The organism is Sphingomonas horti, assembly GCF_009753715.1.
Classification (GTDB): domain Bacteria; phylum Pseudomonadota; class Alphaproteobacteria; order Sphingomonadales; family Sphingomonadaceae; genus Sphingomonas_B; species Sphingomonas_B horti.
In genome coordinates this window covers 142,951-155,901 of sequence record NZ_WQMS01000008.1, presented here as the reverse complement: position 1 = coordinate 155,901, position 12,951 = coordinate 142,951, and the positions used below count along the sequence as shown (strand labels likewise).

Sequence of the window (12,951 nt, the reverse complement as noted above, 5' to 3'; positions counted from 1 at the left end):
CGCCGTCGCGCAGTGGTTACTTGGCGGCCGCCTTCTTGGCGCGCTTCGGCTTCGCGGCAGCAGCTTCAGCCGCCGCTTCCTCGCTCACCGCCGCTTCCGGAGCCGGGGCAGCCTTCTTGGCCGCGGCCTTTTTCGGCTTGGCGGGAGCTTCGGCCTCGACCGCGCCCGCATCGGCTTCGCTCTTGGCCGCCGGCTTCTTGGCCGCCGCCTTCTTCGCCTTGGGTTTGGCGGCCTCATGGTCGTGATCGTGATGGTCGTGGCCACAGCCCGGCCCGTGGACATGGCCGTCCTCGTCCGCCTCGATCTCGGCCTCGATCTCCGCCCGCGTCACGCTGCGGTCGGTGATATCGGCCTTGGAGAAGATGAAATCGACGACCTTGTCCTCGAACAGCGGGGCGCGGAGCTGCGCGGCCGCCATCGGCTCCTGGCGGATATACTGGACGAAGCGGTCGCGGTCCTCGGGGCGATATTGCTGCGCGGCCTGGGCGATCAGCCGGTTCATCTCGGCCGGCGTGATCTCGACATTGTTCCTGGTGCCGATGTCCGACAGCAGCAGGCCCAGCCGCACCCGCCGCTCGGCGATACGACGGTAGTCATCCCGGTCCGCCTCCATCTCCCCCCGCGCCTTGGCCGGATCCGGCTCGTGGCTCGCCTCATGCTCCAGCTGCGCCCAGATCTGGTTGAACTCGGCGTCGACCATCGACGGCGGCACGTCGAAGTCGTGCGCGGCGGCAAGCTGGTCGAGCAGCTTGCGCTTCATGTGCGTGCGGGTGAGGCCGTTATGCTCCTGCTCCAGCTGACCCTTGATCAGCTCACGGAGCTTGTCGATCCCTTCCAGCCCCAGCTGCTTCGCGAATTCGTCGTCCAGCGCCGTTTCCTTGGGCGTGCGGACTTCGTTCACCGTGACGTCGAACGAGGCTGCCTTGCCGGCCAGGTGCGCGGCGCCGTAATCCTCCGGGAAGGTCACGTTGACGGTCTTCTGGTCATTCGCTTTCACGCCGCCCAGCTGGTCTTCGAAGCCCGGGATGAACTGGCCCGAGCCGAGCTCCAGCGAGACGCCCTCGCCCTTGCCGCCCTCGAACTCGACGCCGTCGACCTTGCCGACGAAATCGATCACGACCAGGTCGCCGGTCTTCGCCTTGTAGGTCGTCTTCTCGGCCGCCTCGAACTGCTTGTTGCCGGCCGCGATCCGCTTCAGCGTCTCGTCGATCTCGCTGTCCTCGACCGGCACGGTCAGCCGTTCCAGCTTCAGCCCGTCGATCTCGGCCACCGGCACGTCGGGCAGCACTTCCAGCGAGACCTTCACCTCGGCGTCCTTGCCGGGCGCGAAGCCTTCGTCGAGCTCGACCGAGGGCTGCATCGCCGGGCGCAGGTTCTTCTCTGCGAGCAGCTGCTGCACGCCCTCCTGCACGGCGGTCTCCAGCGCCTGCTGCTCCAGCGCCGGGCCGTGCATCTTGCGAACCAGATTGGCGGGGACCTTGCCGGGACGGAAGCCGGGCATCCGGATTTGCGGCGCCACTTTCTTCAGCTCGCCATGGACGCGGGCTTCGATGTCCTTGGCGGCAATCTTCAGCGTGTACGCCCGCTTCAGGCCCTCGTTCAACGTCTCGACAGTCTGCATGTCTCGCCTTTGCAAATCCTTGGAAGGGTCCTTACCGTCGCGGGAGCTTCGGAATTGGTGCGGGCGAAGGGACTCGAACCCCCACATCTTGCGATACTGGAACCTAAATCCAGCGCGTCTACCAATTCCGCCACGCCCGCGGCAGGACCGCCGGTCGCGGGCGTCTATACCAGCGGCTCCTGTTGGGCAACCCGCAACACGGCTCTGCGTTCCAGCTTTTCAGCCTCAGGAGCGTGAGCATGGCCACCGTCCCCCCACCCGACAGCGTCCCCGAAACGCCGCCTTCGACGCCGAACGGCATTCCCGGCGAAATCCCGCCGATCGGCCCGGACGTCGACATTCCCGATCCCAACCCGTCGGATCCCGGCACCCACCCCGATTCCCCGCCCGACTAAACGAGGACTTCCTGCGCCGGCCCGTGCCCGAGAAAGGCGGACGGGCTCGCGCTCGCGCCATAGGCGCCGGCCAGGAAGATCGCGATCAGGTCGCCCACCTGCGCGCGCGGCACCGCCACCTGGTCGCCCAGCCGGTCGAGCGGCGTGCACAGGCAGCCGCAGACATTGGCGACCTCCTCGGACTCCGCTCCGAACCGGTCGGCCACCGCGATCGGATAATTGCGGCGCACCACGGCTCCGAAATTGCCCGATGCCGCCAGCTGGTGGTGCAGGCCGCCGTCGACGATCAGGAAGATTTGGCCGCCGCTTTCCTTCCGGTCGACCACCCGCGTCAGGTACACGCCCGCCTCGCCGACCAGCCAGCGGCCGAGCTCCAGGCAAAAGCGCGTGTCCGCCAGCGCCGCCGGCCGATCGCGATACCGCGCCTCCAGCGCCGCCCCGATCCGCTCGATATCGAGCGGCGAATCGCCGGCGAAATAGGGGATGCCGAATCCCCCGCCAAGGTTCAGCCGCGGCGGCGCTGCGCCCGCCTCCTCCGCCAGCCGTGCCGCCAGCGCGACCGTCGCTGTCTGGGCCTCGACGATCGCATCCGCGTCGAGCGACTGCGACCCCGCGAAGATATGGAAGCCGCGAAACTCGGCCCCTTCGGCGACGATCCGTCTGGCCAGCGCCGGCACGCGCGCCGCATCGACGCCGAACGGCTTTGCGCCGCCGCCCATCCGCATGCCGGACCCGCGCAGCTCGAACTCCGGATTGACGCGCACCGCCAGCCGCGGCCGCACCCCGATCCGGGCACCGACAGCAAGGGCCCGGGCCGCTTCGTTCTCGGATTCCAGGTTTATCGTGATCCCTTGGTGGATCGCGAACTCCAGCTCCGCATCGCGCTTGCCGGGCCCGGCGAAGGACACGCAGAAGCCGGCCATACCCGCCTCGGTCGCCGCGCGGGCTTCGCCGCCGGACGCGACGTCGATGCCGTCCACCAGTGGCACGATCCGATGGACCAAGGCCGCGAAGGGATTCGCCTTCAGCGCATAATGCAGGTCGATCGACGGAAAGGCCGTCCGAAACCGCGCGATCCGCGCCTCGACCATCGCGATATCATAGACGAACAGCGGCGTTTCACCGGCACGCTCGGCCAGCGCGCTCGCTTTCTGCCCGCCGATCAGCAGCGCGCCGCCCCTCGCCCGGAAATCGGCGGGGATCGGACCCATTGGCTTCACGATCCAAGCTCTGCCTTCAGCTTTGCGCGATCCAGTTTCCCGTTCGGGCTGCGCGGCAGTTCGTCCAGCCAGACGAACCGCGCCGGCTGCATGAAATTGGGAAGATCGCGCTTCAATGCCATGCGAAGCGCCTCTTCCGCGCTTCCGTCGCCGCGCGCAATCACCAGGATCGCCTGCCCCAGGCGCGCATCCGGCACGCCCAGCGCCACCGCCTCGCTCGCAAGCCCGGTCGCGCCCACCGCCTCCTCGATCTCGGTCGGGCTGATCCGGTTGCCTGCCGACTTGATCATCTCGTCGGCGCGCCCGACGAAGCGCAGCAGCCCGTCCGTGCCCCGCACCACCGTATCGCCGGACCAGACCGCCGTTCCGCCGTGGCGCGAGGCGGCAGGCGCCGCCCGGAACCGCTCCGCCGTGCGCTCGGGATCGCGCCAATAGCCTTGCGCGACCAGCGGCCCGCAATGGACCAGCTCGCCGGGTTCATTGTCTGCGGCAAGGCTGTTGTCCGGCCGCACCACCAGCACTTCGGCGAACGGGATTGCGGATCCGATCGCGGTCGGATGCGCATCGATCAGCTTAGGGTCGAGATAGGTGGATCGGAACGCCTCGGTCAGCCCGTACATCGCGTACAGGTCCGCCTCCGGGAACAGCGCCCGAAGCTTCCGCACCAGCGCTTCGGTCAGCGCGCCGCCGCTGTTGGTCAGCCGCCTGAGCGTCGTGTCCTTGGGCCAGCTCGCCTCCGCCAGCTGCACCCAGAGCGGGGGTACGCCGGCCAGCGTCGTGATCCCGTGCCGCTTTACCGCCTTCACCACGTCGCGGGGCGCCAGATAGTCGAGCGGCACCGCACACGCCCCTGCCGCCCAGGTCGAAAGCAGCTGGTTCTGTCCATAGTCGAACGCAAACGGCAGCACGCACAATGTCCGGTCCTCCGGCGCCAGCTTCAGGTAAGATGCCACTGAGATCGCGCCCAGCCAGAGGTTCGCGTGCGAAGCCATCACGCCTTTCGGCCGCCCCGTGGACCCTGAGGTATAGAGGAGCGCGGCGAGAGAACTGGGGTCAATCTCGGCAGGCTGCACATAGCTGGAAGGCCCTCCCTTACTTTTGTCCTCAAAAACAACACCACACCCCCCGGGCACATCCCCCGCCTCGAACGTCGCCGCCCGCGCCTCCTGTGTCACCAGCAGCCGCGCGCCGCTATCGGCCAGGATGTACGCGGCTTGTCCCCGCTTCAGCACCGGGTTGATCGGCACGTGCACTGCGCCGATCCGCGGGCAGGCAAGCGGTAAAAGGCAGACGGTCAACGTCTTCGGCAGCCAGCTCGCCACCCTGTCGCCGGGAGCGATTCCCTGTCCGCGCAGCCACCCGGCCACGAGCCCAACGCGCCGCTCCAGCTCGGCGAACGTCAGCGTCTCGCCCCCGACGATCAGTGCCGGCGCGGCGGGCTTTCCACACAGCGTCAGGTGATCGATCGGCCGAGGAACGGGATCAAGCTCTTGCAACTGCCGCCCTTCCCCGTCCAAACGTCGCGCCGGCAACGGGGATTAGCGTCTTGTGGGTCACCGGGGAATATTTTGACTCCTTCCGCGCGGCACAGCTCGCCGCGCGCGGCCGGCTCGACGCGCCCGCGCAGGCCGATCCGTTGCTGCGCCTCGAGTGGTTTGGCAGGACCTGGGAGCACGCCCACCGCGACGCGCGCCTGCTGATCGCCCGCGCCCGCGCCGGGACGGCCGAGGCATGGCTGTTCCTCGCCCGCACGCGTCCCCATCGGGCGGTCGCTTTGGTCGGCGAGCACAGCATCCATTTCGCCCCCGCTTTCGCCGGCGATCCGGACGACGCGACGAAACGGGCGCTGCTGCGGGCAATGGCGCGGCGCCTCCGCCTGTTCGGCATGGCGCGCCTGACCCTCGGGCCGCTGCTGCCCGAGGATGCGGCGTTGCTAGCCCAGGCTTTCCGCAGCGGCGGCTGGGTCGTGCGGGACCGCGCCGGCCCGGCCAATTTCACGCTGGACGTCGGCGGCCGCCATTTCGAGGATTATTGGGACTCCTGCCCAGCCCAGTTGCACGAGCAGGTCGCCGCCGGCAGCCGCCATCTGCACGTCGAGATCACCGACCTGATCACCCCGGCCCTTTGGGAAGAAGTAGAGCTGGTCGGCGGGCCCGACCCGTTCCTGCGCGCACTTGCGCAGGATGCGAGCGTCGACCGAACGCTCCGGCTCGGCATCGCGCGGGTCGGCGACGCGCCCGTCGCGGCGCAGCTCTGGACGTTCGAGGACGGCCTTGCCCTCGCGCACTGGCGAGTCGAGGACCGCGAGGCGCGCCAGGTCTATCCCTCGGCCGAGCTCACCGCCTCGATGCTTCGTTATCTGATGAACGTCGACCATGCGCAGCGGATCGATCTCGGCAATGGCAAGGAAGCCGACGTGGCCGATTGGGCCGACGACCGCCGCGTACTTCGCCGGCTCGACCTGTTCGATCCGCGCGCGCCGTCCGCCTGGCTGCCCGCGATCGGCGCATCCGCAGCGGGGCTTGTCCGGCGTTCGCCGCTGGATTAGCGCGCGCGGCCATGATCCCGGAATATCACGAGACGGTCGAGCAGACCGTTCGCGCGGTGCTCGTCGACGTGCTCGGCATCGCCCCGGACCGCGCCGCCGCGTTCCATGCCGAGACCGCCCTGTTCGGCGCCCTTCCCGAGCTCGATTCGATGGCCGTGGCCGGCCTGCTGACCGAGATCGAGGACCGGCTCGGTGTCGTCATCGAGGACGACGAGGTCGACGGCGACATGCTCGCCACCTTCGGCGCCCTGGTCACGTTCCTGGACGGCAAGGTTCAGTAGGACATCGTCGCCCCGGTCTTGAGCCGGGGCCTACCTTCCTCACAAAGCTGGATAGGTCCCGGGGCCAACCCCGAATGGCGAACTCAGCTTACGCCGCTTCGGCCCGCTTCGCCGCGAACTCGGCCGCCGCCAGGAACCGCTCCGCGTCCAGCGCCGCCATGCAGCCGGTACCCGCTGCGGTCACCGCCTGGCGGTAATGCTTGTCCATCACGTCGCCGCACGCGAACACGCCCGGGATCGCGGTCCGGCTCGTGCCCGGCACGACGGTGATATAGCCCTCGTCCAGCGCCAGCTGTCCCTGGAACAGCTCGGTCGCCGGCGAATGGCCGATCGCGACGAAGGCGCCGTCGCAGGCGACGTAGCTGTGCTCGCCGGTGCGCGTGTCCTTCAGGTCCAGCCCGACCAGCCCTTCCGGCGATCCCCCGGCCACGAACTTCTCGACCGTCTTGTTCCACAGGACCGAGATTCGCTCGTTCGCGAACAGCCGCTCCTGCAGGATCTTCTCGGCGCGCAGCGAATCCCGCCTGTGGATCAGCGTCACGTCGGGCGAGTGGTTTGTCATGTACAGCGCTTCCTCGACCGCGGTGTTGCCGCCGCCGATCACCACCACTTTCCTACCGCGATAGAAGAAGCCGTCGCAGGTCGCGCAGGCCGATACGCCCTTGCCGGCAAGCTCCCGCTCGCTGTCCAGGCCCAGCCATTTCGCCTGGGCACCGGTCGCGATGATCAGCGTGTCCGCCTCGTAAACGTCGCCGCCGTCGCCGGTCAGCCGGAACGGCCGCCGCGACAGGTCGACGTCGGTGATGATGTCATAGTGGAAGGTCGTGCCGACATGCTCGGCCTGTTTCTGCATCTGCTCCATCAGCCACGGGCCCTGGATCACGTCCGCGAAGCCGGGATAATTCTCGACGTCGGTGGTGGTCATCAGCTGCCCGCCCGGCTGGATGCCCTGCACTACGATCGGCTTCAGGCCGGCGCGCGCACCGTAGATGGCGGCGCTCAGGCCGGCCGGTCCCGAGCCGAGGATGAGCATGCGTGTCTTGTGGATGGTCATGGCGTGCGAGAATCCCTTCGCCGGTCCAGATAGGGCCGCCGCCCGCGCCGCGCAATTCGCCGCTCTTCACCTCATGGTTGAGGCGTTGTTAACCACTTCGCCTTCAGAACGGATACCGGAATGGCTCGACGGACCGCTCTGGCTCGGCTGGTGACACGGCTTCGGCTCGCGATGCGTGCCGAGCGCCGCCGCGTGATGCGTCATCTGCGCGCCAGCCCCGAGATTGTGCGCGCCCAGGTCGACGAAGTGGTTCGCCAGATCGAGCAAACCGCCCCCGTCAACTGCGTCGCGGCCTTTGTGGTCGCCTATCTCTACGGCGGCGCCGGCGGTGCGGTGCTGCTCGCCTGTTGCGCGGCCCTGCTGGCGACGAGCATCGGCGGCCTGCTCGCCCTGCCGCGCACCCGCTATTCGCGCCTGCGCTACGGCAGCGCCTCCACCGAATGGCGAGCGGTCCATGTCTATGCGGCTGTGACCGGTCTCGTCTGGGGCGCCATCATGGGCGTTCCGCTGCTGACCACGGCCGAAAGCGACCGCCTCTACCTGTTCTGCACGCTTGTGGCTGCGATGAGCGTGGGCGGCCTCGTCCTCGCCATGCTGCCGCTCGCCGCGCTTCTCTACACGACGATCATGGGCGCGACGCTGGCGCTGACGCTCTGGCTGCAACCGACGCCGGTGCCGCTCGGCATGTACATCGCCGACCTGCTGTTCGTGCTGATGCTTGGCCGCGTCTATTTCGACCTCGCCAACCTCCTCGTCGGCCAGCTTCAGTCGGCCGAGCAGCTGAGCGCCGCAGAGCGCGCCAAGCGCGAGGAGCAGCGGCTGCAGATCGAGCGCCGCGCCGCGGACCATCTCGCTGCCGAGCAGGAGCGCGAACACGCACGGGCGCAGGAGCAGCAGCGCCATCACGACGAGTTGCTGCGCCTGGCCGAGCAATTCGAGGCCAATGTACTCGCCGTCGCCCGTGGCCTCGCTGCGGCGGTCGGGGACCTGCAGGGCTCGTCGGCCAGCCTTCAGGAGATCGGGCGCGACGCCAACGCCCGAGCCTCCGCGGCATCCGAGCGCGCGACCGGCGCCACGCGCGCCGTGGCCGGCGTCGCCGAAGCCTCCAAGCAGATGGTCGCCGCGGTTGAGCACGTCTCGGCACGGGTGTCGCAGCAGGTCCGCGCCAGCGCCACCGCCCGCGCCTCGGCGGACGAGACTCGCCGCACCCTCGAGGAGCTCGCCACCAGCGCCGAGGACATCGCCAGCGTAGCGACCTTCATTCAGGATATCGCCGCCAGCACCAACCTGCTCGCCCTCAATGCGACAATCGAGGCAGCTCGCGCCGGAGAGGCGGGCCGCGGATTCGCGGTGGTCGCCAACGAGGTGAAGAATCTCGCGACGCAGACGGGGGCCGCGATCGGCCGGATCGGCGCGACCACGGCCGCAATCCAGGCGCGCGTCGCTGATGCCGTCGCTGCGGTCGAAAGGACGGTGGTCCAGATGGAGTCGGTCAACGATGGCGCCAGCGCGATCGCCGAGGCCGTGACCCAGCAGCGCGAGGCCTCCGACCATATCGGCCGCAACGCCCTCGATGCCGCCGAGGACGCCGAGAATGTCCGCGGCAACGTCGCGCAGCTCGCCGAGCGTGCCCGCGAGACGGACGCGCTGACCGATACGATGCGGGCGCTCGCCGGCGATCTCGATGCTCAAAGCCGCGCCCTCACCCGGGCGGCCGGCGATTTCCTTAGCCGGTTGAGAGCGGCCTAGCGTTCCTGCCCGTGCGGCTGTCGCGCCGCCGCGACCAAGGCCAGTCCCGCCGTCAGCGCAGCGGCGATCCACAAGGCGTCGGACTGCAGGCGCGTTTGCGCGAACGCGCCCAGCACGGCCCCGCCGACCAGTCCCAGCCAGAGCTGAAAATAGGGAAACCACGCGCCGCCTTCCCGGCCCGTCAATGCCGCCGCCAGCCGCTGGCCGATCTTGACGAGCGTACCGGTCATATAGGTCAGGCCGATCCGCACCTCGCCCCTTTCCTCGAATGTCGCGTTCTCCGCGCCCATTGCAAAGGCGGCAAGCAGCAGCGCCGCGATGCCAGCTCCGAGTGACCCGCAAAGCGCCGCCAGGGCCAGCGCCGCCGCGACCAGTCCGAGCACGAACGGCTTGCGCGCGGCCCGGCCGCGGCCGGCGAGCGTGCCGCCGGCCACACCCAGAACGAAGGCGGCGATCAGCGCGGCGGCCAGCACGGCATGGCTGGCCCGCTCGACGATCCCGACCCCCAGCCGGGTCGAGTTGCCGCTCATGAAAGACACGAAGAAGCCGCCGGACTGCATATAGCCGACGCCGTCGACGAAGCCGGCGACGGCTGACAGGCAGACGGCGAAAAGGCGGGCGCGGGCTTCCAGGCGGGTCATGGCTGCAGGACATTCCTGCAATCGACCGCGATGTCGAGCGGATACAAAGCGCCCCGCTGCAGGGGGGTAAGCAGCGGGGCGTCCAACTTTGGAACACGGAGCCTGCGAAGGGGGGAAGGCAAGCTCCGCTGCCAGAACGGCCCAGTCGTGCCGGGGTTCCCGCATCGATAAGGAACGCAAGCGTAACATTCTGGATTCGCATGGCTTCACGCCTGGTTCAGCACGCGAGTTGAACTGCAGGGTTTCGCACGGCATGACGTCCTCCCCTCCAGTCCAAGGAAGCCAAGTGAAAAAGACGCTGCTTGTCCTCGCTCTCCTGTCCACTGCCGCGATCGCCCAGGCGCCCCAGTTCAGCACCGATCGGCTGACGCAGGACATCCGCACGCTTTCCTCCGACGCGTTCGAAGGCCGCGGCCCCGCCACCCCCGGCGAGGACAAGACGATCGCCTATCTCGCCCGGCAGATGCAGGCGGCGGGGCTGCAGCCGGCCGGCGACACCGAGGCCGGCAAGCGGACCTGGTACCAGAAGGTCCCGCTGCTGCGCGCCTCGATCAAGGATTCCGCGCCCAGGATGGTGCTCACGCTCGACGGCAAGGCCATGCCGTTGACCCAGGGCGAGCAGATCGCGATGCGCGCGCCGCTGACCGGCCAGGCACACGTGACGATCGACAACGCCCCGCTCGTCTTCGTCGGCTACGGCGTCGACGCGCCCGAGCGGAAATGGGACGATTTCAAGGGCGTGGACGTCAAGGGCAAGATGCTCGTCGTGCTCGTCAACGATCCGGACTTCGAGACCGGCCAGGGCGATTTCGGCGGCAAGGCGATGACCTATTACGGCCGCTGGACATACAAGTACGAGGAAGCCGCGCGCCGCGGCGCCGCCGGCGTCCTGATCGTCCACGAGACGGATCCCGCCTCCTATGGCTGGAACACGGTCAAGAACTCCAACACCAACGCGATGTTCGACGTCGTCCGCAAGGGCCCGAAGGCGGAGCACACGCCGGCCGAGGCCTGGATCCAGCGCGACGAGGCGATCGCGATCTTCAAGGCGTCCGGGCTCGATTTCGAGGCGGAGAAGAAGAAGGCGCAGAGCCGCGGCTTCAGGCCGGTGCCGCTGAAGGCCAGCTTCTCGGCCGATTACGACGTGAATTCCGAAGTGATCACCTCGCACAACGTCGCCGGCATGGTGAAGGGCTCGTCCCACCCCGACGAGGCTGTCGTGTACAGCGCCCATTGGGACCATCTGGGCGTTGGCGAGCCCGACGCGAAGGGTGACCGCATCTACAACGGCGCCGTCGACAACGCGACCGGCACCGCCCAGCTGTTGGAGCTTGCGCGCGCTTTCGCCAAGGGGCCGAAGTCGGAGCGCTCGGTGCTGTTCCTGGCCGTCACCGCCGAGGAAAAGGGCCTGCTCGGCTCGGAATATTACGCGGCCAACCCGCTCTTCCCGCTCGGCAAGACGGTCGGCGTGATCAACATGGACGGCGGTTCGATCGCGGGCGCGACGAAGAACTTCACCATCTCCGGCAGCGCGAAGCTCGGTCTGCTCGACGACCTGACCAAATTGGCCGCCGCGGAAGACCGCTCCTACGCGCCGGACCCGCATCCGGAAGCCGGCGGCTTCTACCGCTCGGACCATTTCCCGTTCGCGAAGCGCGGCGTGCCGGCGATCTCGTTCGACGGCGGCAATGACCTCGTCAACGGCGGCATCGCGCGCGGCGAGGCGCTGGGTAAAGCATATGTCAAGGATCGCTACCATCAGCCGGCCGACGAATGGAGCCCGGATTGGGACCTGACCGGCATGCAGAACGATCTCGGCTTGCTCTACACGCTCGGGCAGAACCTCGCGAATAGCCGCGAATGGCCGAACTGGAGCATGGACAGTGAATTCCGCGCCGCCCGCGACAAGACCGCAGCGGAGCGGAAGTAACGAACAACCCTCTCCCCTTCGGGGGAGAGGGCAAGATCGCAACCTCTGCGCCCAGCTCGCGTTCCCGCCGAGTGAGCGCCCGCGACGCCCCTCTCGTCAACCCGCGGTTGGTCCGCAGCTACGACCTGAGGGGCGAGGTCGGCACCGATCTTACCGACGCCGATGCCCGCGCGCTCGGCCTCTCCTACGCCGCCGCGCTGCAGGGCCGACGCCGCGTCGCGGTCGGCTATGACGGCCGCCTTTCGTCCGCCGCGCTGGAATCGGCGCTGGTCGACCGCCTCGTCGCGGGCGGCGCGCAGGTCGAACGGATCGGCCTCGGCCCGACCGGCATGCTCTACCACGCGGTGCACAGCCGTGACCTGGACGGGGGCATCATGATCACGGGGTCGCACAACCCGCCCGATCAGAACGGCTTCAAGCTGCTGCTGGGCAAGGAACCGGTGTTCGGCGAGGCGCTCGCCGACCTGGTCAGGCGGCGCGGCGAGGAAAGGGCGGGCGGCATCGTCCGAAACGCTCCCGTCTTCCACGACTATGTCGAACGCCTGGTGGCGGCGAGCGACGCCGCGCCGGCGCTCCGCATCGGCTGGGACCCGGGCAATGGGGCCGCCGGCGACGTTCTCGCCCGATTGGTAGAGCGGCTTCCAGGCGAGCACCGGATCATCAACGGCGCGATCGACGGCCATTTCCCGGCCCACCATCCGGACCCGTCCGTCCCCGGAAATCTCGCCCAATTGCAGGCGCTGGTCTGCGAGAAGCGGCTCGATCTCGGCATCGCCTTCGATGGCGACGGCGACCGCATCGGCGTGGTCGACGCCCAGGGCGAAATCCTCTGGCCCGACCAGTTGGTCCTGCTGCTTGGCCAGGATCTGCTGCGCTCCCAGCCCGGCGCGTCGATCGTCGCCGATGTGAAGTCCTCGCGCGTGCTGTTCGACGGCATCGCGGCGGCCGGCGGCCGGCCGGTGATGGCGCCCTCCGGCTATGTGCTGATCCGCCAGGCGATGCTGCGCGAAGGTGCGCCGATGGCCGGCGAGATGAGCGGCCATATCTTCTTCGCCGACCAATGGACCGGCACCGATGACGCACTCCACGTCGCGATGCGGCTGCTCGCCGCGCTCGGCAGGATCGACCTCCCGGGTTTTCGCGCGACCCTGCCGCGCACCGTCGCGACGCCGGAACTGCGCCTGCCTTGTCCCGATGCTCGGAAGCAGGAGATACTGGCCGCGGTGGCAGCGGGGATCGACGGGCCGATCGACCGCACCGACGGCCTGCGCGTCACACGCCCGGAAGGCTGGTGGCTGCTCCGCGCCTCGGGCACCGAGCCGAAGCTCACCGCGCGGATCGAGGCGTGGGATAAGAGCAGGCTGGAAACGCTACGAGCCGACCTGTTCGGCCGGCTCGCAAAGGCTGGGCTAGAGCCCAGAAGCTCATGCTGATGACGAATATCCCATCGTCATCCCAGCCTTGAGCCGGGATCCCGTTTCTTCTTTCCGCGCAAAGGCAGCGGGAACCCAG

Annotated in this window: 11 protein-coding genes and 1 tRNA gene; 6 read left to right on the top strand and 6 right to left on the bottom strand. The window is 68.7% G+C overall.

Going from position 1 to position 12,951, the window contains the following annotated elements:
• Positions 1-16: 16 nt before the first annotated feature.
• Positions 17-1,621 (bottom strand): trigger factor, encoded by a 1,605-nt coding sequence (gene tig / locus GON01_RS08155; protein WP_157026869.1) that lies wholly within the window; start codon positions 1,619-1,621, stop codon positions 17-19.
• Between the two features lie 55 nt (positions 1,622-1,676).
• Positions 1,677-1,761 (bottom strand) — tRNA-Leu (locus GON01_RS08150).
• 99 nt (positions 1,762-1,860) lie between these two features.
• On the opposite strand from GON01_RS08150, the gene GON01_RS16655 reads away from it, so the two are divergent.
• Positions 1,861-2,016 (top strand): hypothetical protein, encoded by a 156-nt coding sequence (locus GON01_RS16655; protein WP_181600123.1) that lies wholly within the window; start codon positions 1,861-1,863, stop codon positions 2,014-2,016.
• Here GON01_RS16655 and GON01_RS08145 read toward each other — a convergent pair.
• Together GON01_RS08145 and GON01_RS08140 are read right to left on the bottom strand one after the other, a co-directional pair.
• Positions 2,013-3,236, bottom strand: a complete 1,224-nt coding sequence (locus GON01_RS08145) for a pyridoxal-dependent decarboxylase, exosortase A system-associated (protein WP_181600122.1) — start codon at positions 3,234-3,236, stop codon at positions 2,013-2,015. The genes GON01_RS16655 and GON01_RS08145 overlap by 4 nt on opposite strands.
• The gene (locus GON01_RS08140; RefSeq protein WP_157026867.1) at positions 3,233-4,732 is read right to left on the bottom strand and encodes an AMP-binding protein; all 1,500 of its coding nucleotides are present in this window, start codon (positions 4,730-4,732) and stop codon (positions 3,233-3,235) included. Before GON01_RS08140 ends, GON01_RS08145 begins: the two co-directional genes overlap by 4 nt.
• A 50-nt stretch (positions 4,733-4,782) precedes the next feature.
• On the opposite strand from GON01_RS08140, the gene GON01_RS08135 reads away from it, so the two are divergent.
• Complete coding sequence (locus GON01_RS08135) at positions 4,783-5,784, top strand: GNAT family N-acetyltransferase (protein WP_157026866.1); 1,002 nt, start codon at positions 4,783-4,785, stop codon at positions 5,782-5,784.
• Positions 5,785-5,795: 11 nt separating this feature from the next.
• Positions 5,796-6,065 (top strand): acyl carrier protein, encoded by a 270-nt coding sequence (locus GON01_RS08130; protein ID WP_157026865.1) that lies wholly within the window; start codon positions 5,796-5,798, stop codon positions 6,063-6,065.
• Between the two features lie 88 nt (positions 6,066-6,153).
• Here the strand turns inward: GON01_RS08130 and trxB are convergent, their stop codons facing one another.
• The gene (trxB, locus tag GON01_RS08125) at positions 6,154-7,119 is read right to left on the bottom strand and encodes a thioredoxin-disulfide reductase (RefSeq protein WP_157026864.1); all 966 of its coding nucleotides are present in this window, start codon (positions 7,117-7,119) and stop codon (positions 6,154-6,156) included.
• 150 nt (positions 7,120-7,269) lie between these two features.
• On the opposite strand from trxB, the gene GON01_RS17330 reads away from it, so the two are divergent.
• Entirely contained in the window at positions 7,270-8,868 is a 1,599-nt protein-coding gene (locus GON01_RS17330) for a methyl-accepting chemotaxis protein (protein ID WP_181600121.1), read from the top strand.
• Here the strand turns inward: GON01_RS17330 and GON01_RS08115 are convergent.
• Positions 8,865-9,509, bottom strand: a complete 645-nt coding sequence (locus tag GON01_RS08115; RefSeq protein WP_157026862.1) for a YoaK family protein — start codon at positions 9,507-9,509, stop codon at positions 8,865-8,867. The genes GON01_RS17330 and GON01_RS08115 overlap by 4 nt on opposite strands.
• Before the next feature lie 286 nt (positions 9,510-9,795).
• On the opposite strand from GON01_RS08115, the gene GON01_RS08110 reads away from it, so the two are divergent.
• Complete coding sequence (locus tag GON01_RS08110) at positions 9,796-11,439, top strand: M28 family metallopeptidase (RefSeq protein WP_309503621.1); 1,644 nt, start codon at positions 9,796-9,798, stop codon at positions 11,437-11,439.
• Between the two features lie 71 nt (positions 11,440-11,510).
• On the top strand, positions 11,511-12,872 hold the full coding sequence (locus tag GON01_RS08105; protein ID WP_181600120.1) for a phosphomannomutase/phosphoglucomutase: 1,362 nt from the start codon (positions 11,511-11,513) through the stop codon (positions 12,870-12,872).
• Positions 12,873-12,951 lie beyond the last annotated feature (79 nt).